This is a genomic window from Psychroflexus gondwanensis ACAM 44 (assembly GCF_000355905.1).
GTDB lineage: Bacteria > Bacteroidota > Bacteroidia > Flavobacteriales > Flavobacteriaceae > Psychroflexus > Psychroflexus gondwanensis.
Map to the genome: position 1 here is coordinate 270,616 of NZ_APLF01000005.1, position 22,751 is coordinate 293,366.

Annotated in this window: 20 protein-coding genes; 16 read left to right on the forward strand and 4 right to left on the reverse strand. The window is 35.5% G+C overall.

Annotated elements, in window-relative coordinates; all coding sequences use genetic code 11:
* On the reverse strand, positions 1 to 666 hold the full coding sequence (locus PGOND44_RS06915) for an alpha/beta hydrolase (protein WP_003438898.1): 666 nt from the start codon (positions 664 to 666) through the stop codon (positions 1 to 3).
* A gap of 166 nt (positions 667 to 832) precedes the next feature.
* Between PGOND44_RS06915 and PGOND44_RS06920 the strand changes: the two genes are divergently transcribed.
* From PGOND44_RS06920 to PGOND44_RS06935, 4 genes are all read left to right on the forward strand, one after another.
* Positions 833 to 1,135, forward strand: a complete 303-nt coding sequence (locus PGOND44_RS06920) for an N-acetyltransferase (protein WP_003438899.1) — start codon at positions 833 to 835, stop codon at positions 1,133 to 1,135.
* A 118-nt stretch (positions 1,136 to 1,253) separates the two neighbouring features.
* Positions 1,254 to 4,091, forward strand: coding sequence for an excinuclease ABC subunit UvrA (gene uvrA / locus PGOND44_RS06925; protein WP_003438901.1), 2,838 nt, complete (start codon positions 1,254 to 1,256; stop codon positions 4,089 to 4,091).
* A gap of 9 nt (positions 4,092 to 4,100) precedes the next feature.
* Positions 4,101 to 4,787 (forward strand): LOG family protein, encoded by a 687-nt coding sequence (locus PGOND44_RS06930; protein ID WP_003438903.1) that lies wholly within the window; start codon positions 4,101 to 4,103, stop codon positions 4,785 to 4,787.
* Between the two features lie 247 nt (positions 4,788 to 5,034).
* Positions 5,035 to 7,842, forward strand: a complete 2,808-nt coding sequence (locus PGOND44_RS06935) for a gluzincin family metallopeptidase (RefSeq protein ID WP_003438905.1) — start codon at positions 5,035 to 5,037, stop codon at positions 7,840 to 7,842.
* Positions 7,843 to 7,897: 55 nt separating this feature from the next.
* Here PGOND44_RS06935 and folE read toward each other — a convergent pair whose 3' ends face one another.
* Positions 7,898 to 8,482: a GTP cyclohydrolase I FolE gene (gene folE, locus PGOND44_RS06940; RefSeq protein WP_003438908.1), complete on the reverse strand. Its 585-nt coding sequence runs from the start codon at positions 8,480 to 8,482 to the stop codon at positions 7,898 to 7,900.
* A 3-nt stretch (positions 8,483 to 8,485) separates the two neighbouring features.
* The gene (msrA, locus tag PGOND44_RS06945) at positions 8,486 to 9,031 is read right to left on the reverse strand and encodes a peptide-methionine (S)-S-oxide reductase MsrA (RefSeq protein WP_003438910.1); all 546 of its coding nucleotides are present in this window, start codon (positions 9,029 to 9,031) and stop codon (positions 8,486 to 8,488) included.
* A gap of 130 nt (positions 9,032 to 9,161) precedes the next feature.
* Here msrA and PGOND44_RS06950 point away from each other — a divergent pair, with 130 nt between their 5' ends.
* The 12 genes from PGOND44_RS06950 to PGOND44_RS07005 all read left to right on the forward strand — a co-directional run bounded on the left by PGOND44_RS06950 (position 9,162) and on the right by PGOND44_RS07005 (position 22,168).
* Complete coding sequence (locus tag PGOND44_RS06950) at positions 9,162 to 9,821, forward strand: ABC transporter ATP-binding protein (protein ID WP_003438912.1); 660 nt, start codon at positions 9,162 to 9,164, stop codon at positions 9,819 to 9,821.
* Complete coding sequence (locus PGOND44_RS06955; protein ID WP_003438915.1) at positions 9,805 to 10,581, forward strand: TIGR02757 family protein; 777 nt, start codon at positions 9,805 to 9,807, stop codon at positions 10,579 to 10,581. Before PGOND44_RS06950 ends, PGOND44_RS06955 begins: the two co-directional genes overlap by 17 nt.
* 68 nt (positions 10,582 to 10,649) lie before the next feature.
* On the forward strand, positions 10,650 to 11,861 hold the full coding sequence (locus PGOND44_RS06960; protein ID WP_003438918.1) for a sensor histidine kinase: 1,212 nt from the start codon (positions 10,650 to 10,652) through the stop codon (positions 11,859 to 11,861).
* Between the two features lie 8 nt (positions 11,862 to 11,869).
* Positions 11,870 to 13,792: a BatA domain-containing protein gene (locus tag PGOND44_RS06965; protein WP_003438923.1), complete on the forward strand. Its 1,923-nt coding sequence runs from the start codon at positions 11,870 to 11,872 to the stop codon at positions 13,790 to 13,792.
* A gap of 5 nt (positions 13,793 to 13,797) precedes the next feature.
* Entirely contained in the window at positions 13,798 to 15,048 is a 1,251-nt protein-coding gene (locus PGOND44_RS06970; RefSeq protein WP_155943810.1) for a dihydroorotase, read from the forward strand.
* Positions 15,038 to 15,391: a DUF4870 domain-containing protein gene (locus PGOND44_RS06975; RefSeq protein ID WP_003438927.1), complete on the forward strand. Its 354-nt coding sequence runs from the start codon at positions 15,038 to 15,040 to the stop codon at positions 15,389 to 15,391. The genes PGOND44_RS06970 and PGOND44_RS06975 overlap by 11 nt, the downstream gene beginning before the upstream one ends.
* Positions 15,392 to 16,048 (forward strand): alpha/beta hydrolase, encoded by a 657-nt coding sequence (locus PGOND44_RS06980; RefSeq protein ID WP_003438930.1) that lies wholly within the window; start codon positions 15,392 to 15,394, stop codon positions 16,046 to 16,048. It begins immediately after the preceding gene.
* Positions 16,049 to 16,069: 21 nt separating this feature from the next.
* Entirely contained in the window at positions 16,070 to 16,678 is a 609-nt protein-coding gene (gene udk / locus PGOND44_RS06985; protein ID WP_003438933.1) for a uridine kinase, read from the forward strand.
* 18 nt (positions 16,679 to 16,696) lie between these two features.
* Entirely contained in the window at positions 16,697 to 17,029 is a 333-nt protein-coding gene (locus tag PGOND44_RS06990) for an FtsB family cell division protein (protein ID WP_003438935.1), read from the forward strand.
* The gene (locus PGOND44_RS06995) at positions 17,022 to 18,428 is read left to right on the forward strand and encodes a methylmalonyl-CoA mutase subunit beta (protein WP_003438937.1); all 1,407 of its coding nucleotides are present in this window, start codon (positions 17,022 to 17,024) and stop codon (positions 18,426 to 18,428) included. The genes PGOND44_RS06990 and PGOND44_RS06995 overlap by 8 nt, the downstream gene beginning before the upstream one ends.
* Before the next feature lies 1 nt (position 18,429).
* On the forward strand, positions 18,430 to 20,556 hold the full coding sequence (scpA, locus tag PGOND44_RS07000; protein WP_003438940.1) for a methylmalonyl-CoA mutase: 2,127 nt from the start codon (positions 18,430 to 18,432) through the stop codon (positions 20,554 to 20,556).
* A gap of 85 nt (positions 20,557 to 20,641) precedes the next feature.
* Positions 20,642 to 22,168 (forward strand): GH3 family domain-containing protein, encoded by a 1,527-nt coding sequence (locus PGOND44_RS07005; protein ID WP_003438948.1) that lies wholly within the window; start codon positions 20,642 to 20,644, stop codon positions 22,166 to 22,168.
* 6 nt (positions 22,169 to 22,174) lie between these two features.
* On the opposite strand, the gene PGOND44_RS07010 is transcribed toward PGOND44_RS07005, so the two are convergent.
* Complete coding sequence (locus tag PGOND44_RS07010) at positions 22,175 to 22,744, reverse strand: hypothetical protein (protein ID WP_003438951.1); 570 nt, start codon at positions 22,742 to 22,744, stop codon at positions 22,175 to 22,177.
* Positions 22,745 to 22,751: the final 7 nt, after the last annotated feature.

Below are 22,751 nucleotides of genomic sequence, written 5' to 3' on the forward strand. Positions count from 1 at the left end.
CTAGTTTATTTTTTGATGTTGTAAAATTCCTTCTGAAATTAATCCAGGTAGATTGGCATTAAACCATCTATATTTATTTAAGATCATAATATGTGTTCCACTTGGAATACGAATGCAATCACTGATATTCTTTATCGGAAAAACTAAATCTTCCTCTCCATGGATATGAATTATGTCTTCAATGGGTTGAACTTGCTCCCAACATAACATTTCTTTAATGGCCCATTCCAAATAATTTTTATCATTCACAGAAAGATATTGTTGATAAAGTTTTAAACGCTTTCTGATGGTACTACCTACAGGCAATTTTTCAATTTGGGTTATGTAATTTAATAAACCAGTAGGTAAAATTTTATAAACTCCACTGTATCTTGCGAGCTTCATTCGTGCTGGTAATTCTTGTTTTGTCTTTACGCTAGAAATAATAATCAATCGTTTCACCATCAAAAACCTGCTCATTTCCTGAACTAAAACTCCACCAAAAGAAACTCCTATCAAAACCACAGGCTTATCTTTTTCAATTGGTTCAACCATTCTATGAGCATAAGCTTTTAAACTTTCCTCTTTCTTAGGGATTTTCCAAGTCAGCCATAACATTTTAAACTCCTCAACTGGCAACTCAATTCTTTCAAAAACTGTTGGATTAGCAGCCATCCCTGGCATCATGTACACATTGATCACACTTGTTTAATTTGGGTAAGAGTTAATTACAAAAATAAGTTATAAATTTATTGTTTACCTTTGTAAATCGATAAATTATTAGATAAATCTTTACAGGATTTATGTAATTTTAGTTTTATGGATTTAACGATCCTTCATAAATCATTCAAGCATGAAAACAATAGAATTTGAGGTTATCAAAAATGATTTCCAAAGGCAGTATGAGGCTAAAATTGAAGGTGAAATATTAACAGCTGAATTTTCTGAACAAGAGCGCAAAATTTTTCTTACCAAATTAACTGTTCCAGACACTTATAAAGATTCCGAAGTTCAAGATCTTTTCATTTCAAAAATCCTCGATAGCTTTGAAGATACACGCTTTAAGGTGATGCCTACCTCTCCAGAAATCGCGAGGTTTTTCAGAAAAAACAGATTAAAATACAAAGATTTATTACCTGCTGGCATCACTATTTAGACTGTTCTGTCTTATGTCGAATAGGTGTATTCACTTAAGGTTTCAACAATACCTAAGCTAATGGTATTAAACCCAAAAATATCATTTTGTTTACTTAAATTCGCGCGTTGAAATCGCTATGGAAAAAAAAGAAGAGTTTATTGAAGTCCTTGGGGCTAGAGTTCATAATTTAAAAGACATCGATGTCAAAATACCTAGAAATAAGCTTGTGGTCATCACAGGCTTATCTGGTTCTGGGAAATCTTCATTGGCTTTCGATACCATCTATGCAGAAGGTCAACGCCGGTATATAGAAACCTTTTCGGCTTATGCTAGGCAATTCTTGGGTGGAATGGAACGTCCAGATGTTGATAAAATTGATGGCTTATCGCCTGTTATTGCTATTGAACAAAAAACGACGTCCAAAAGTCCTAGAAGTACCGTAGGAACCATCACAGAAATTTACGATTTTCTTAGACTTTTATATGCACGTGTTGGTACGGCCTACAGTTACAAGACTGGTGAAAAGATGGTAAGTTTTACCGATGAACAAATTCAAAACAATATAGTTGAAGGCTTTAAGAATAAGCGAGTAAATATTCTCGCTCCAGTTATACGGTCTCGTAAAGGTCATTACAGAGAACTATTTGAGCAGATTGCTAAACAAGGTTTTCTAAAAGTAAGAATCGATGGAGAGATAAAAGACATCGAGAAAGGCATGAAAGTGGATCGGTATAAAATTCACGATATTGAAGTTGTGGTGGATCGATTAAAAATCGATGATGAGATTAACTCCAACAAACGTTTGAGCGATAGCATTTCGACAGCGATGAAGCAAGGCAATAATGTGATGATGATTCTAGAGCACGACAAGGAAAAGCCTAAATTCTTTAGCCGTAATTTAATGTGTCCCACTTCTGGTATTTCTTACCCCAATCCAGAACCTAATAATTTTTCGTTCAACTCCCCAAAAGGTGCTTGTCCTAAATGCAATGGATTAGGTGAGGTTTTTGAAATTAATCTAGACCGCATCATTCCAGATACCAATCTCTCTATTAGAGATGGTGGTCTTGAGCCTCATGGCAAAGAGAAAAAAAACAACTGGGTTTTCAAACAGCTGAAAGCCATAGCAGAACACTTCAATTTTGATTTAAAAGATCCAATTGAAAACATACCTAAAGAAGCTTTGGATATTATCCTCCACGGAGGAAAAGCAAGATTCGAAAAATATAGCGAAACCTCTAAAGTCAGTAAATCATTCAGTTATAATTTTGAAGGTGTTGCCAAGTTTATTGAAGATACCTTCAATCAAAAAGAATCTTCGGCATCGCTGAAGCGTTGGTCCAAAAAATACATGGATAAAAAGCCATGTGAAACCTGTGAAGGAAGCAGGCTTCAAAAAGAATCTTTATACTACAAAATCGACGGTAAAAATATCGCAGATATTGTAAATATGGATATAGACGAATTGGTTGCCTTTTTTAAAGATTTACTATCTAGACTCGGTAATAGCGAGCAAAAAATAGCTGAAGAGATCATTAAAGAAATAAAAACTAGACTTTCGTTTTTGGAAGATGTTGGACTAAATTACCTTAACTTAAATAGAGGCTCCAAAACCCTTTCTGGAGGAGAAGCCCAAAGGATAAGACTTGCCACGCAAATAGGCTCTCAACTTGTGGGCGTTCTTTATATATTGGACGAACCTAGCATTGGCTTGCACCAGCGTGATAACGAAAAACTCATCAATTCTTTAGTCTCGCTTCGAGATGTAGGAAATTCTATAATTGTCGTAGAGCATGATAAAGATATGATAGAGCGTGCAGACCATGTCATTGATATTGGTCCTCATGCTGGCAAAAATGGCGGACAGATTATAAGCGAAGGCACTCCGAAAACAATTCTCACTCACAACACACTTACAGCAGATTACCTTTCTGGGAAAAAGAAAATTGAAGTTCCGGAAAAGAGAAGAAAAGGCAATGGAAAGCATCTTCACCTCATGAATGCGACCGGCAATAATCTTAAGGATATCTCTATTAAAATTCCTTTAGGAAAGCTTATTGTAGTGACAGGAGTATCTGGAAGTGGAAAATCTACACTTATCAATGATACTTTATATCCAGTGTTGAATAACCATTTTTTTAATGGTAAGATGGAGGCTTTACCGCATAAAACAGTGCGAGGCTTAAAACATCTAGATAAAGTTATTGATATTAACCAATCCCCTATTGGAAGAACACCACGCTCCAATCCTGCAACCTATACGGGTGTTTTTGGAGAAATACGAAATCTATTTGCTAAAACTCCAGAAGCCTTGATTCGAGGCTATAAGCCTGGGAGATTTAGTTTCAATGTTAAAGGTGGACGGTGTGAAACTTGTGGAGGCGCAGGCTTAAAAGTTATAGAAATGAACTTTTTGCCAGATGTATACGTGGAATGTGAAACATGTATGGGCAAACGGTTTAACAGAGAAACTTTGGAAATACGATTTAAGGGTAAATCCATAAGTGATATTCTGCAAATGACAATTGATGAAGCGACAGATTTCTTTGAGCCTATCCCAAAAATATATCGCAAACTGAAAACAATAAAAGACGTCGGTTTAGGCTATATCACATTAGGTCAACAGAGCACCACCTTATCTGGAGGAGAGGCACAACGTATAAAGCTAGCATCGGAACTTTCCAAAATCAGCACTGGAAATACGTTTTATATTTTGGACGAACCTACTACTGGACTTCACTTCGAAGATATTAAAGTCCTTATGGAGGTTTTACAAAAACTTGTAGATAAAGGAAATTCGGTATTGATTATTGAACATAATATGGATGTGATAAAACTTGCAGATTATATGTTTGATATCGGTTATGAGGGAGGAAAAAAGGGAGGACAACTCGTTGCAAAAGGAACTCCTGAACAAGTTGCTAAAGACAAAAAAAGCTATACAGCAGAATTTTTAAGAAAAGAACTCAACTAATACTTTAAAATGGTAGATAAGCAAAATAAAAATTGGAACGCAATAAAGACTAACGATAGTTGGGCTTTATTTAAAATCATGAGTGAATTCGTTTATGGATATGAACGAATGAGTCAAATAGGTCCATGTGTCTCTATATTTGGTTCCGCAAGGACAAAACCTAAGGATAAATATTATGAACTAACTGTGAAAGTAGCAAGTAAAATTGTAGAGCAGGGTTATGGGATTATTACAGGCGGCGGACCTGGTATAATGGAAGCAGGAAACAAAGGCGCTAACCTAGGAGGAGGAACATCGGTAGGGCTAAATATTGATTTACCTTTTGAACAGCATGACAATCCCTACATCGATGCAAATAAAAGTTTAGATTTTGATTATTTTTTCGTTAGAAAAGTCATGTTTGTAAAATACTCTCAAGGCTTCGTAGTAATGCCTGGAGGCTTTGGAACTCTTGATGAACTTTTTGAAGCGATTACATTGATACAAACAGGAAAAATTGATAAATTCCCTATCATATTAGTTGGTAAAGATTACTGGAGTGGACTTATGGACTGGATAAAATCGACTTTGGTTGAAAAATTTAAAACGGTTGGTGAGGAGGATTTAGACTTGATTAATCTTGTCGATACCGAGGATGAAGTCGTTGATATTTTGGATAAATTTTATAATGAATATGATTTGAGTCCAAATTTCTAAACGGTGGTGTTAAAATCCATTTGTTAGACAATTCTTAATTTAATTTTGCTATATCAGCCTTAAATTTGAAATTTACCTACACCTACTATCTAAAAAGGTATCCATTTTTGATAATTTAGGGCAAGAAGTCAATAATTTTAGCGATTTTGGACATACTTAATAAATTAGATGTTTCTATATTATCTATTAGTTTGTATTATTTAAAGATTGAACAAATGCCTCATACAGAAAAATTTATAATATCAAATTGAAAACTACTTACACCTTTCTCTTTCTAGGCCTTACTTCTCTTTTGAGCTTTTCTCAAAATAAAATTGTTTCTGATATTCAATCGTCTGAGGATTTAAAAACCTTCACCATCCAGCAAACGATCACGTATGAGAATACAAGCGGTAAAGCCATGGAGACCATTTACTTTTACAATTGGTTGAATGCGTTTTCCGATAAGGAAAGCCCGCTTGCTAAGCGCTACGCTCAAGATTATGTTCGTAGATTTCACTTTGCCTCTAGTCTTGAAAGAGGTGGTACACAAATTCACTCGTTATCTACGAATCTCGGAGAATCCCAATGGAGCTATGTTGAAGGGCAAGCCGATTTAATTGAGTTAAATTTAGACCAAGCTCTAGCCTCAAAAGCTTCTGTAGAGGTCAATTTCATTTATACCTTGACCATTCCAGATCAAAAATTTACAGGCTTTGGCTGGAATCAAAGGGAATTATTACTCAAAAATTGGCTAATTGTTCCTGCTGTTTATGAAAAAGACTGGATCTTGTATAGTCATAAAGACCTCAATGATTATCCTTCTCAAAAACTGGACTATAACATTACCATACAAATTCCAAATCAATACACCATTCGCTCCAATTTTGATCAAACCCAATCTACTGGAGATCTAACTGGTTTTCAGAAAATAAAACTCAAGGCCAAGCAAATGGTAGGTTCTCCTCTTTTTGTAAAACGTATTGATAATTTTAAGGTGATACAAACAGACCATGTAAAGATCTTCACCAATTTAAAAGATAGTGACTTGCGTCCAGAAATTGAAGCACTTATAACCGATAGAATTGTGTACTTTTTAGAGGAAAAATTAGGTGAATTTGGATTCGAGACTATGCTCATTACCGAAGAAGAATACAATCTTTCTCCTGTATATGGTCTTAACCAACTTCCTAGTTTTATCCGGCCTTTTCCGGATGGGTTTCAGTATGATATTAAGCTCTTGAAGGCTATAACGGATCAATACTTAAGAAGGTCTTTTTTAATTAATGTAAGAGAAAATCAATGGTTTCTAGACGCCATTTTAGTAAAAACCATGATGGATTATGTAGAAACCTATTATCCAGATGTAAAACTATTAGGAAGTTTTTCAAATTTCTTTGGAGTGAAGTGGTTTTACGCTTCCGACCTCATGTTCAATGATCGATATCAATTTATTCATGAAACTACCATAAGACAAAATTTTGGTCAAGCCGTCGATTTCCCGCAAGACAGTCTACTCAAGTTCAATCAAAAACTTTCGAACCCTTATAAAGGTGGTATAGGTTTCAAATACTTGGAAGATTATTTAGGTAAAGAAACAGTAAATGAAAGCTTAAATCTTTACTATGAAAAACATAAATTAAAATATTCAGATCCAGACGATTACTTCGATTTACTTTCTTCATTAACTGATAAAGATATCACTTGGTTCTCTGCCAATTATTTAGGAAGCAATAAGGATATTGATTTTAAAATAGATAAGATTACTAAAGTATCGGATTCTATTAAAGTAAGACTTTTAAATAAGACCAGAAATCCTATGCCTGTGGCCGTTTATCAACTTAAGGATAAGGAGGTGATTTCTAAAGATTGGGTAAATGCTTTTTATAACGATACTATAATTTATTTAAAAGATCTTGGAAGTGACCAATTGGCGGTAAATTATGAAGAAATAATTCCTGAATTTGATCAAAGAAATAATTTTAAAAGTAGGGGTAAAATATTAAATAAGCCATTCCAATTCAGGGTATTGGAAGACATTGAAGATCCAAAATACAACCAGTTATTTCTGATTCCAGAATTCACTTACAACTTGTATGATGGTTTAGCCTTTGGTCCCAAGCTATACAATACATCGCTGTTACCCAAACAATTGAGCTACAAAGTCACTCCGAAATATGGCCTAACCAGCAATGCTCTAGTAGGAGGAGCTTCTATAGATTACACCCAATTTTTTAAGGGAGAGGATTTATTTGCGGTTAGGTATGGACTCAATGGTTCTAGATTTTCTTACGATCAGGACTTGTTTTATAACCGATACTCGAGTTTTATAACCATGACCTATAGACCTCAGGATTTAAGAGATAACAGTAGACATAGTTTATCTGTAAGAACCGTAAATGTAGATCAGGATGAAAGTGAATTTATAGAAACCGAAGAACCCAACTACAACATATTTAATATTCGTTATAACTTTTCAAACAAAAATTTAGATCGGTTTTTGACCTCTTCTATCGATTACCAAATTGCTAAAAAATTCAGTAAAGTCTCTACAACCTTAAGTTTTAGAAAATTATATAATAATAACCGACAAATTAATTTTAGATTTTATGGAGGTTTGTTTTTATATAACGATACACGAAACTCCAACTACTTTAGCTTTGCTTTAGACAGACCTTCAGATTATTTGTTTGATTATAATTATTATGGACGAAGTGAAGAAAGTGGGCTATTCAGCCAGCAATTTATTATGGCAGAAGGCGGTTTCAAGTCTCAATTCGATCAGCGTTTTGCAGATGATTGGATAGTCTCTACCAATGTGAGTACAACTATTTGGAACTGGATATTTGTCTACGGAGATGCTGGCTTTTTTAAGAATAGTTTTAGCAATCCTCGCTTTGTATACGATTCTGGAATCCGACTTAATTTTGTTGAAGATTATTTCGAGCTTTATTTACCCGTCTATTCTAGCAATGGTTGGGAATTTAGAGATGAAAACTACGATCAGCGCATTCGATTCCTTGTTACCTTAGATTTATCCACACTTTTTAAACTCTTCACCAGAAAATGGTATTAAACAAAAAACTGCCTCAATCATAAGGCAGCTTTATTTGCGGTTAAAACTGAAATAATTATCCTATAAGTTTCAAAAATTCACTTCGTGTTTCTTGATTTTTAAATTCCCCCCTAAATCCTGAGGTTGTCGTTGCTGAATTCTGTTTTTGCACTCCTCGCATCATCATACACATGTGCTGAGCTTCGATAACAACTCCTACTCCTTTAGGCTGCAAGGTGTCGTTAATGCACTCCAAAATATCATGAGTTAAACGTTCCTGTACTTGTAGCCGTCTTGCAAACACGTCTATAATTCTAGGAATTTTACTTAAACCTACAATTTTCCCATTGGGAATATATCCCACATGAACTTTACCAAAAAAAGGCAACATATGATGTTCACACAAGGAATACAACTCAATATCTTTGATTAAGACCATATCGTCATAAGGTTCTTCAAACATAGCCCCAAGAAGTATTTCTTTTGGATCCATGTTATATCCCTGTGTCAAAAACTGCATAGCTTTAGCCGCTCTTTCTGGTGTTTTTACAATACCGTTTCTAGTTGTATCCTCTCCAATATTTTTTAAAATAGACTCATAACTGGATTTGATTTCATCAACGTAAGGTTGAGAATACTCTTCGTAGGTTTTGTAGGACATGGATTAGGATTTAAGTTGATGACTGAATTTGTTTCTCAACGTGGCCAATTTAGGTTCGATGATAAGCTGGCAGTATCGGTTTTCTGTATAGTTGTTATAGAAATTCTGATGTTCTTCTTCAGCCGAATAAAATTCGGATGCCTTAGAAATTTTGGTCACAATCTTATCCTTGAAAATTTCTTCTGAATCTAATTCAGATATAATAAACTTTGCATCTTCTCTTTGTGCTTCAGAATGGAAAAAAATCTCGCTTCTATACTGCTCACCTACATCGTAGCCTTGCCTGTTTAGCGTTGTTGGATCGTGAGTGGAGAAAAAGACATACAGCAAAGTTTTATAATCAACAACTTTTGGATCGTAAGTAATTTGGATGGCTTCTGCATGACCTGTTCTTCCCATAACGACTTCGCGATAGGGTGGATTTTTGATAACACCTCCAGTGAATCCAGATTTTACATCTTTCACTCCTTCCAATCTTTGAAAAACGGCTTCTGTACACCAGAAGCACCCATTCGCAAAAGTGGCTTTTTGTAAATTTTGATCTGACATAAATTTAATTTTGTTGAACAAAACTACATCAATATTAAACAACATATTTTCATTTAAGGAAAAATTAGTAGCTAACGAAATCTTTTTTAATTCAGATTTTATTCTGACTTTTGAATTTCAAATAAATTCCATGATAAAGGCCAAACATATCAGCAAACATTACGGGGAGCTGAAAGTCCTAAACGATATCAATTTACACATTCAGAAAAAAGAGATCATATCTATAGTTGGACCTTCAGGTGTGGGTAAAACTACTTTGTTACAAATTCTTGGTACTTTAGAAAATCCAGATAAATCACCGGATTCTTCTATTGAAATTAACGGTAAAAACATAAATGATCTCAATAAAAAGAGTTTAGCCCGATTCCGAAACGATAATATCGGTTTTATCTTTCAATTCCATCAGTTGTTACCAGAATTTACAGCTCTTGAGAACATTTGCATTCCTGCATTCATCCACAAAACCCCTAAAGCAGAAGCAGAAAAACGAGCTAAGGAACTCCTTGGCTTCTTAGAGCTAAAGCATAGAGCTTCACACAAGCCTAATGAGTTGAGCGGAGGTGAGCAACAAAGAGTAGCTGTAGCAAGAGCACTTATTAACAAGCCTTCCGTTATTTTTGCAGATGAACCTTCTGGAAATTTAGACACGGCCTCTGCAGAAAAATTGCATCATTTGTTTTTTAGACTAAGAGATGAGTTCGATCAAACTTTTGTAATTGTAACACACAACAAAGAATTGGCCAATATGGCCGATCGGAAGCTAGAAATGAAAGATGGCCAATTTGTCTAAATCAAAATTACTTCAGCTTAAGCCTTTTTTAGACGAGAAAGTAGAGTTATACAATCAGTTTAAGTTTATTGCAACAGATCCTATTTCCATTCCCCACAAGTTTCAAAAAAAGGAAGATATAGAAATTGTAGGCTTTCTTATTGCTACCATAGCGTGGGGAAATCGCAAAAGCATTTTAAAAAATGGAGAGCAATTGTGCCAAATACTGGAGTTTGCACCCTATGATTTTATTATGAATCATTCTCCAAAGGATCTCGATGCTTGTCTGGGCTTTGTGCACAGAACCTTTAACGCCAATGACCTAAAGTATTTTATGACAGCTTTAAAACACATCTATAACAATTATGGTGGTTTGGAGGGCGTTTTTTCTAAACAAGAAGGAACTTTACAGACCTCTATTCATAAGTTTAAACGTATTTTCTTTGAGTTGGAGCATCAGCCACGAACTGAAAAGCACGTGAGTGATCCTCTTAAAAATTCAGCTGCGAAACGCATTAATATGTATTTGCGATGGATGGTGAGGCAGGATAAAACTGGGGTAGACTTTGGTATTTGGAAGAGTATTTTACCTTCAGACCTCTCTTGTCCTTTAGATGTTCATTCTGGTAGAATAGCAAGAGAATTAGGGCTTTTAAAAAGAACTCAAAACGATGCCAAAGCAGTTCTTGAACTTGACCAAAACTTAAGAATATTAGATCCTAAAGATCCCGTAAAATATGATTTTGCGCTCTTTGGACTTGGTGCTTTTGAAAGTTTTTAAATCCAGTTAACAAAATCTATTTTTTGTATATTGCAGATTATTTTGAATATTTGTATATAACATTCTTAATGAAGACCAATCCAAAAACAGAATCTCAACGGCTACATGCTCTAAGGTCTTTAAATATCTTAGACACTCTACCGGAGCAAGAATACGACCAAATCACTAAGTTGGTAGCTTCTATATGCGATACCCCTATTGCTATGATTTCCTTAATAGATAAAGATAGACAGTGGTTTAAATCTAAAGTAGGAGCAGATTATTGTGAGACCGATAGAAAGTATTCCTTCTGTAATATAGCCATACAATCTGATGAAGAAATCATGGAAATTTTTGACGCTAGGGATGATCTTAGATTCAAAGAAAATCCGATGGTTTATGGAGATAAAAAGGTTATTTTCTATGCAGGTGTGCCGTTAAAAGACAAGAATGGGTTTGCTCTGGGGACGTTATGTGTGGTAGATCACCAACCAAGAACCTTATCTGCTAGACAAAAAGAAGCTCTCATGTTTTTGGCTAACCAAGTGACCAAGTTGTTCGAGCTTCAATCTATCAACGATGGCTTAAAAGAAACTCAGAAACAACTTAAAGAAAAAAATAATCAGCTCAAGAACTTTGCAGGAGTTGTATCTCACGATATGAAAATGCCACTTGCCAGCATGATTGTAACTATAGACGTGCTCAAGGCAAAATACAAAGATATTCTAGACAATACAGGCCTAGAGTATCTTAACAACCTCAAGAAGTCTTCTTTTCAGCTGAGTGACTATATCTCAAATATCTTAACCCATTATGAAAGTGATTCTATTACCAATAATGAAGAATCATTAAAAGAATTTGATGTTCACTCCCTCATAGAAGATATTGTGGAAATGCTAGATATTGGAGATGATTGTGATCTTAGTTTTCCAGAAGAAAGCATCGATGTTTATACCAACAGGGTTGCATTAGAGCAAATTCTGCTAAATTTGATTGGCAATAGCCTGAAGTACAATGATAAACCTAGAATTGAAATTGATATCGATTTCAAAAAGGAAACAGACGCCTATAGATTTTTTGTAAAAGACAATGGCATCGGTATTCCTAAAGACAAACAAAAAGAAATCTTCAATTTGTTTTCAACAGTTGCAGATAACGATAGAAAAGGAAATAAAGGAAACGGCATTGGTTTGTCAACCGTTAAAAAAATGATACACAATCTAGGTGGAAAGATTTCTGTAGAATCTACCGAAGGTGAGGGAACTACTTTTGAATTTACTATTGAACGTATCCATAATTAAAATACCCAATGATTTTTGAAAAGCCAGATGTCCTCTACTTTCTCTTTTTACTTATCATACCAATTTTAATTCATTTATTTCAATTAAGAAAATACAAAACTACCAAATTTAGCAATGTTGCTCTCCTAGAAAAAATTAAGTTACAATCTAGGAAAAGTTCAACCATCAAGAAATGGTTAGTCTTAATGACCAGACTTATGGGTCTGGTTTTTTTAATTTTAGCCTTTTCAAAACCCTATATACCCAACACAGAATCTGCTTTAAAAGACACTGAGGTCGCTATTTATGTGGATAACTCATTTTCCATGGAGTTGCCTGGAAATCAAGTCAGTTTATTGGAAGAGATCAAGCAAAATTTATGGAACCAACTCGGCGAACAACAGCAATTCTCATTATTTACGAACACCAACAGTTGGAAGCACATCACCAAAAGAGACATAAAAAATGATTTTTTCAACATTGAATATGCTCCCGGAAGCTTAGAGTTTCAAGCCATTCTGCTTAAGGCAGAGTCTATGTATAAAAGCCAGGAGACCAGTAAAAGTTTATTTATCATCACCGATGCGCTTAATTTTGAAGACACTCCAAATCTTAAAACCACCGAAACTATAGACCTCAATTTTATACTTAAAGAACCTAAGAGTCTCGAAAATTTTTATATCTCCTCGGCTAAGTTAGAAGAAGGAAATTCTAACTCTATACTACGTGTCGAAGTCAAATCCAGTCTAAGCACAGATAAAGACATTACGGTGTCGCTGTACGACGGACTTAACTTAATTGCCAAAGCAAGAGCTACTTTTAAGGATAAACTTACTTCCAATGTAAGTTTTGAATTGGGCGATACAGATTTTAAAAAAGGGCGGCTAGTGCTTGAGACCGACGGAATGTCTTATGATAATACCTTGTTTTTTAGCTTAAATCAAAATGATCCTATTCAAATTATCGCACTTAGTTCTAAAGAAAAAGAAAAAAGTTCTTTTCTCTCCTCGATTTATAAGTCGGATCGGTTTGACTTGAATGTCAGCACTATTACTAATTTTGACTATTCAAAAATCTCAAATACAGATCTTATTATTTTAAATGAGATTGAAAATTTCAGCCCTATTCTTAAAACTAATCTGGAGGAATTTTATAGAAACGGGGGAACTTTAGTTATCATCCCTAGTGAAAATGCTTCAAAAACTACTTATTCAAATTTTGTGATGAGACAGGCGATCTATGTCAATTCAAATTCCAATAAGCGTGATATTACAACTATCAGTTATAACCATCCTTTATTTGCTAGTGTCTTTTCAGAAAATATTCAAAATTTCGATTATCCTTCAACATTTAAAAGCCTAGAAATCAATCCTTCTTTATCCCCTATTTTAAAATATAGCAATGGTTCCTCTTTTCTTGCGGAACGAGATCGTCTTTATGTTTTTGCTTCATCTCTGGATACAAGATTTTCCAATTTTATAAACTCTCCGTTGGTAGTTCCTGTGTTTTACAATATTGCTTTACAAAGTAAATCCAACCCTCTCCTCTATTCTACCGTTGGCGATGCTGAAACTGTTACCGTAAAAACGACTCTGAGTCAAGATGAGATTTTACAGTTAGTCAGTTCAGAACAACAGGTAATTCCAAAACAAACTAAGCTTGGAAATACTGTACAAATCAATACCCAATACCAACCTGAAATCGCTGGTCATTATGAATTGAAACAGAAAGACTCCACGCTTCTTAACTTAAGCTTCAATTATAATAGAGAGGAAAGTAATTTACAACCCCTTGATTTTGGAACTCAAAACCTTGTCAAATTCAATACCATCCAAGAGGCGTTTAATTCTTACACAGAAGCAAGGAAAATCCTTGAGCTTTGGAAATGGATGCTTATTTTTGCCCTTGGATTTTTTCTTTTAGAACTATTAATCTTAAGATTTTTAAATTGATGCCTATGTCTTCCTTTCTCCTTAAGTCTGCAAAAATAATTGATTCTGAAAGTCCATTTCATCTTCAAACAAAAGACATCCTTATTGAAGAGGGGACTATCACTCAAATTGAAGATAAAATAGATTACGAAGGTAGGTGTGTTGATCTACCCAACTTGCATGTATCCAACGGTTTTTTTGATAGCTCTGTCAGTTTTGGAGAGCCTGGCTTTGAAGAACGTGAAACCTTGGCCAATGGAGTTAAAACAGCTAGACATTCTGGATTTACAAGCTTTTTACTCAATCCAAAATTGAATCCTATTACAGATAGTCATTCTGCAGTAAAATTTTTACAACAGCAAATCGACACTCAACTTATAGATATAATACCCTTAGGAGCATTAACTAAAGGTTTCGATGGAAAGCATCTAGCCGAGTTATACGACATGCAAATGGGAGGTGCTGTAGGCTTTTATGATTTCAAATTGCCAGTAGCAGATTCCAATTTATTCAAAATTGCTCTTCAATACGTAAAGAGTTTTGATGGTTTAATTTTTTCATATCCACAAGACAAATCTATAGCTGCCAATGCCCAAGTGAATGAAGATGAGTTCACCACTTATATAGGTTTAAAAGGAATGCCCAATCTAGCTGAAGAATTGCAGATTGCTAGGGATCTTTATATTTTGGACTATACAGGAGGTAGACTCCATATCCCAAATGTTTCAACACAAGGTGCTGTAAAACTGATTGAAATTGCCAAAGCAAAAGGATCGAACGTCTCCTGTAGCGTAGCTATTGCTCACCTTTACTTCAGCAGTGAAAAACTTGAGGGTTTTGATAGTAAATATAAAGTTTTACCTCCTTTAAGAACCCTAAAAGATCAAGAAGCCTTATTACAGGCTGTAAAAGATGGCATTATAGATATGGTAACTTGCGACCACGAACCCATGGATGTGGAACATAAAGACCTAGAATTCGAAAATGCTAGTTACGGGAGTATTGGTTTGGAATCCTCATTTTCAGTCTTAAATAAATTATTTGGGGTAGAAAAAGCTGCTGAATTGCTGTCTAAAACTAAAAGGACGTTTAAATTATCTACATCAAAAATTGAAGTTGGAGCACGTGCAGATTTAAGCTTATTCGAACCCCATTCAGAATACATTTTTAACCTACAACATATTTATTCTAAATCAAAAAATAGCATGTTCTTAGGAGAAACCCTTAAGGGTAAGGTCTACGGAAGTATCTATAACGACTCTATTTATGAAAAATAAACCTGAAAGAAGCGGAAAAACCGCAGCCATAGTTGCCTACTTTACCATTTTTGGAAGTATACTGGCTTTATTCCTTAACTCCGACGAGAATAAGCAAGAATTTGCCAGTTTCCACATACGACAAGCTTTGGGTATCAATTTTTTGATCATCTTATTTGGTGTGGTCGTCAATGGACTCTACGATAGTTTTAGTGATTTATCGAACATAATAGTTGGTTCTGCATTTTATCTTTCCTATTTTATTTTGTGGATTTATGGTTTTGTAGGAGCAGTTTCTGGAAAAGAAAACAAGGTCCCACTTATTGGAAATTTATGTCAACGTATTTTTAAAAAACTAACTTAAATGACTACAAAAGATTTATCTCTTACGCATTTGGTAAGACCCTCTAGCTTACCGGAAAATGCCCCCCTTATACTAATGCTGCACGGTTATGGCAGTGATGAGAAGGATTTGTTTTCCTTTGCGAACGAATTGCCAGAGGAATACATCGTTATATCTTTAAAGGCTCCTCATGCCATGCAACCTTCGGGAAACGCGTGGTATGCCATTAATTTTGATGCTCAAAAAGGAAAATTTAGCGATATCGAACAAGCTATTCTATCTAGAGAGCTGGTCAAAACATTTTTGGAAGAAGCGATTGAAGCTTATCCTATCGATAAAAACAAGGTTAGCCTTTTAGGGTTTAGTCAAGGTACTATTTTGAGCTTTGCCCTAGCGCTTTCCTATCCAGAAGTTATTAAAAATGTTATAGGCCTATCCGGCTATGTAGACACCAATATGATTGAAGCTGGCTATGAATCAAAAGATTTTAGTCATTTGAAGGTTTATAATTCTCACGGAAGTGTAGACCAGGTGATTCCTGTTGAGTGGGCTAGACAAAACAAGCCATTATTGGAGAAGCTGAATATAGATACGGTTTATGAGGAATATCCTGTAGGGCACGGAATTAATCCTCAAAACTTTCAGAGTTTGAAAAACTGGCTGAAAGCGCAACACTAAATAAAAATTTAAAATTTCATTATGCTCATAATTGGCATTGCCGGAGGGACAGGAAGCGGAAAAACCACAGTGGTAAATCAAATCATCAACGAGTTACAACACGATGAAGTGGATGTGATTTATCAAGACTCCTACTACAAAGACTTGTCTCATCTATCCATGGAAGAGAGAAAGAGAAATAACTTCGATCATCCCAAATCTATAGATTTTGATCTTTTGGTAGAACACCTCAAAGTTTTAAAGACAGGCGCTTCTATTCACCAGCCCGTTTATTCTTTTACAGAACATAACAGAACGGAGGAGACGCTTATTACAAAACCAAGGAAAGTGATGATTGTAGAAGGAATTCTCATCTTTACCCATCCCGATGTGAGGGAGATGTTCGACATTAAGATTTTTGTACATGCCGATAGCGACGAACGCCTAATGCGCCGTCTTAAAAGGGATATTAAAGATCGAGGTAGAGATTTAGATGAAGTTTTGAATCGTTATAAAACGACCTTAAAGCCAATGCATCAACAATTTATCGAACCAACTAAAGAATATGCCGATATTATTATTCCAAACAATCGCTTCAATACGGTAGCCATTGATATCGTTCAAACAATTATCAAAGAAAGACTCCTGTAATTTTAGTAAATTTAGCCTATGAAGTATAAAGACCTTAAGCGGAAACCTTGGTTTAAATTTATGAGCAACAAATATGTGTTGGTGCTCACCGTTTTTATGGTATGGATGCTATTTCTGGATAGCAACTCATGGTTAATTCATAGTGAACTCAATACAGAAATTGAAGAGATTGAAGATAATAGAGATTATTATATTCAAGAAATAAAACAGGACAAAAAGATTTTAAAAAAACTGGACGACAGTATTGAAATTGAGCGTTTTGCCCGGGAAACTTATTTTATGAAACGCCCTAACGAAGAAATTTATATTATAGAATACGAGGATAGCCTAAAAACTAAAAGCAATGAGTAAAAAATTATTTGATGACTTTGATCCTGTTTCGGCTAAAGCCTGGAAACAAAAAATACAAGTTGACCTTAAGGGTGCAGATTATAACGAAACACTCATCGAAAAAACAGGAGAAGGTATAGATGTTAAGCCATTTTACCACGCAGACGATCATGAAGATTCCTATGTTATAAACCCAGCTCAAGATTGGTTGGTGACCGAAAAACTCTACTTAGAAAATATAGAGATTACTATTGAAAATGCTAAGGATGTGATAGATCGAGGCGCAGAAAGCCTTTGGATTATTATTCCTGAAGCCGATGAAAAAAAACTGAAGTTTTTTAAAGCCTTAAAAGATTATAACATACCTCTTTATGTAGAATTTTTATTTTCTGATTTTGATTTCTTTCAGTCTGTAGATACTTTACTTCAAGATCAAGGTCAGACCGTTTTGGTCGGTTATGATCCGATAGGTCAATTGGCCTCCTCTGGAAATTGGTTTAAAAATCAAAAACAAGATTTTGAAGTCCTGATAAAAACGTTGGAATTAAAGAGTTTCTCTAATGCTATTCACATAGATGCGAGAGTGTATCAAAACGCTGGTGGACTTATTATCCAACAGCTGGCGTATACGTTGGCTCACCTCAATGAGTATTTGAATTTGCTACAGAATTCAAGTCAAAAAACAGAACCTATAGCAGTAAATGTCATTGTTTCTCAAGGCTCCAATTACTTTTTTGAAATTGCCAAATTGAAAGCTTTACGCTTATTGGTAGAGAGTCTTGCTCAGGAATTAGATATAAGCATAGAGCTTCATATTATCGCCGAGCCAACAAAACGCAATCAAACACTATACGACTACAATATGAACATGCTTCGCTCTACCACAGAATGCATGAGTGCCATTTTGGGTGGTGCCGATTGGGTCAACAACTTGGCTTATGACGAGATATTTCACAAACGCAATGAGTTTGGAGAACGTATTTCCAGAAACCAATTATTGATTTTGAAAAAGGAAAGTTACTTCGATAAGGTGTCCAACCCAGTTGATGGAACTTATTATATTGAGAGTTTAACCAAAGAATTAGCAGAAAAAGCCCTAGCCATTTTCAAAATCATTGAAGCAGGAAAAGGTTTTATTCAACAACTTTTTGAAGGCAAAATTCAGAAGAAAATTAAAGAAAGTGCAACTAAGGAAGAAGAAAAGCTCATATCTGGTGATTTTACTTTAGTGGGATTAAATAAATATCAGAACCCAGAAAATAAGATGGCTCAGGATTTAGAATTGTTTCCATTTTTGAAATACCATCAGCGGAAAACACTTATTGAGCCAATTTTAGAAAAACGCCTATCGGAATCTATAGAGAAAGAAAGATTAGACGACGAGAAAAAAAACGTTCAACCTTCAAAAGAAAATAAGTAGTATGGAACGTAAAGATATACAGCAAATGAGCTTATCCTCTGCAAAAGATCCTATATCGAAAAAGGAATCTAAATTTGAAACTGCAGAGCAAATCAACTTGAAGTCTACGTATACAGAAAAAGACCTTGATAAAGTAGAACATCTAAATTTTGTGGCAGGGATTCCTCCTTATTTGCGTGGACCTTACTCTACGATGTATGTTCGCAGACCTTGGACTATCCGTCAATATGCGGGATTTTCAACCGCAGAAGAAAGCAATGCTTTTTATAGAAGGAATTTGGCAGCAGGACAAAAAGGACTGTCTGTAGCTTTCGATTTGCCCACACACAGAGGTTATGATAGCGATCACGAGCGAGTAGTTGGTGATGTTGGCAAAGCGGGTGTAGCAATAGATACCATAGAAGATATGAAAGTCTTATTCGACCAAATACCTTTAGATAAGATGTCTGTGTCAATGACGATGAACGGAGCGGTTTTACCTGTGATGGCCTTTTATATTGCAGCAGCTGAAGAAACGGGTGTCAAACAAGAACAACTCTCTGGTACCATACAAAATGACATTCTAAAGGAGTTTATGGTAAGAAACACCTACATCTACCCTCCCACTCCTTCTATGAAAATTATTTCTGACATATTTGAGTTCACCTCCAAGAATATGCCCAAATTCAACAGCATTAGCATTTCTGGCTATCACATGCAAGAAGCAGGAGCTACGGCAGATATCGAGCTAGCTTACACCTTAGCAGATGGGGTGGAATATATCAAAAAAGGCTTAGATGCAGGGATGGATATCGACACCTTTGCACCCCGACTTTCTTTTTTTTGGGGAGTTGGGATGAACCATTTTATGGAAATTGCAAAAATGCGAGCGGCGAGAATGCTCTGGGCTAAATTGGTAAAGCGTTTTAACCCTAAAAATCCAAAATCGTTGGCCTTGAGAACTCACTCACAAACCAGCGGATGGACGTTAACGGAGCAAGATCCTTTCAATAATGTTGCTAGAACATGCATTGAAGCTACTGCTGCTGCCTTTGGGGGAACACAAAGTTTGCATACCAATGCATTGGATGAAGCTATTGCCTTACCTACAGACTTTTCTGCTAGAATCGCTAGAAATACTCAAATATACCTTCAAGAAGAAACAGGAATTACCAACACGGTAGATCCATGGGCAGGGAGCTATTATGTCGAAAAACTAACGCATGATGTGGCTCAACGGGCTTGGAAACTTATAGAAGAAGTAGAAGAGCTCGGCGGGATGACCAAGGCTATAGAAGAAGGTATACCCAAGTTGAGAATAGAGCAAGCTGCTGCAAAAAAACAAGCTAGAATTGATAGTGGTACCGATAAAATTATTGGAATAAATGCGTATCGCCTAAAGCAAGAAGATCCTATTGTGACTCTTGAGGTGGATAACCAGACGGTGAGAAAACAGCAGTTAGAAAAATTAGTAAAAATTAAAGCTTCACGGGATAACGATAAAGTCAAAAAATGTCTAGAAGAGTTGACTCGTATTGCAAAAGAGGAAAATGGAAATCTTTTAGAAGCCGCCGTTACCGCAGCAAAAGAAAGAGCTACCTTAGGAGAGATAAGTGATGCTTTGGAAGTAGTTTATGGAAGACATAAAGCCAAAATACAATCCTTTAGTGGTGTTTATAGCAAAGAAATGAAAACAGATAAATCCTTTCACAAGGCCAAAGCTTTGGCTGATGAGTTTGCAGAAAAGGAAGGTCGCCGACCTAGAATTATGATTGCAAAAATGGGACAAGATGGTCACGATAGAGGGGCAAAAGTGGTCGCTACTGGCTATGCTGATGTAGGCTTCGATGTTGATATTGGTCCATTATTCCAAACTCCTCAAGAAGCAGCAAGACAAGCAGTGGAAAATGACGTTCATATCTTAGGAGTATCTTCCCTAGCCGCAGGTCATAAAACCTTGGTTCCTGAAGTCATTGAAGAATTAAAGAAATTGGGACGTGAGGATATTATGGTGATCGTTGGTGGAGTGATACCTTCTGCAGATTACAAGTTTTTATTTGATGCTGGAGCCGTAGCTGTTTTTGGACCTGGAAGTCGAATTAGTGATGCTGCCATTCAAATCCTAGACATATTGAACGATAGCTTTTAAAAGTAGACTTAAGTTTTTTTAAAATACAATTCAGATAAACAGCTTAGTAAAGTTTTAGATTAGTCACACAAACAATACATTATTCATGGCCATTTTAGGAAATATCATTAAAGGAGTGATCAATTTGAGAAATTCTATTTCTTCGGAAGCGGATCACGTTCAGAATCAGAAAGAAATACTTGAGTTTTTATTAGAAAAAGCGAAGTCTACAGAGTTTGGGAAACACTATGAATTTGAAGAGCTACTCGCTTCTAAAGATCCCTATGAAAATTTCAAGGCAACCATCCCCTATTTTGATTATGATAAAATCCACAACGAATGGTGGTATAAGCTTCATAAAGGGGAAAAGGATATTACTTGGCCTGGACATCCCGATTATTTTGCCTTGAGTTCTGGCACTACGGGAAAAACAAGCAAGCGTATTCCCGTCACTGAAGATATGATTGAAGCCATAAGAAATGCAGGGATAAAACAAATACTAGCCATTGAAAACTTTGACTTACCCGCTGATTTTTTTGAAAAAGAAATCATGATGCTTGGAAGTTCAACGAACTTAGATCTGAATAATGATCATATTGAAGGCGAAATAAGTGGAATAAGCGCTAGCAGAATTCCTTTTTGGTTTCGTGGATTTTATAAGCCTGGTGAAGATATTTCCAAAATTGATGACTGGGATGACCGAGTTCAGAAAATTGCAGAGAATGCTAAATCTTGGGATATCGGTGCATTAAGCGGCATTCCCTCTTGGATGGAGTTAATGATGGAGAAGGTGATAGAGTATCATCAAGTCGAAAATATTCACGATATATGGCCAAACTTAAAGGTATATACCTCTGGAGGGGTTGCTTTTGGACCTTATCAAAAGAGTTTTAAACGCTTAACTGGAGAACCTGTTCATGTTATTGATACCTATTTAGCTTCAGAAGGCTTTATAGCTTTACAAACTCGACCTGAGACTAACTCAATGCAGCTACTCACAGATAATGGAATCTTTTTTGAGTTCGTTCCCTTTCACCCAGAGTACATCAGACCAGATGGATCCTTAAAACCAGATTCACCATGTATAAGTCTTGAGGATGTAGAGCTCGAACAAGATTATGTTCTTATCATCAGTACAGTGAGTGGAACTTGGAGATACACCATTGGAGATACTATTCAATTTACGGATGTTAAGAAAGCAGAAATACAGATTACAGGGCGAACCAAATTCTTTTTAAACACCGTAGGATCTCAACTATCGGTCAACAAAATGGACACCGCCATGAGAGAATTGGAGGACCAATTCGACATCGATATTTTAGAGTATACTATCTGCGCCAAGCGTGCAGAGGATGGAGAATTTTATCACTTTTGGTATTTAGGGGCTAACCATAAAGATCTTGATACGTCAACTATAGCTAAAGCACTTGATGATAGTTTAAAATCTGCCAATAAGAATTATGAAGTTGCAAGAACTAAAGCCCTTAACGGCGTTAAAGTTCATCTCATTGATCCCACTATTTTTCATGACTGGAGTGCAAGAAACAAAAAGAAAGGTGGACAAGTAAAAATGGAACGTGTCATGAATGAAGAAAAATTCTCTGAATGGGAGAATTTTGTAAAAAACCACTAATTCCAATTAGCGATCTTGAACTATTTGCATAATTTCTTCTGGGGATAAATAGTATTGCTTTATCCTCTTTTTATAATCTGGATCAATATCTGCATGATTTAAGATGAAATTTTTGGTTTTCAAAATATAATCTTCCATCCCTTGATTGACTGCAAAAGTATCTGCCGATCGCTCAGCATCTATGATATGATTCTCCAGATACAAGTATTTTATTCCAAACCAAACTAGATTGAACGTCCCTCTTTCTTGATAGTCCAAAATATGACCCAATTCATGGCCAATCCATCCCGTAATGATCTCTGAAGGTATATTGACTGTCTTAAATTCTTTACCAGATATTTTAAACTTTTCACTAATAAATATATAGTATTTACGCTTTTTCATTGGGGTAAGCAGACTTTTAAAATCAGGCTGAGCTTGCATCGTGGATTTTTTAATATCCGACTTAAATTTAAAAGTAATAGTTACATTTTCCAATTGAGGAAAATAGTCTAGAGCAAGCTCTATTTCTTTTTTAATAGAGTCTGGATAGGTATGATACTGATTAGCCTTCATAGAACAAATAGAGTTGAACATTAAAAAG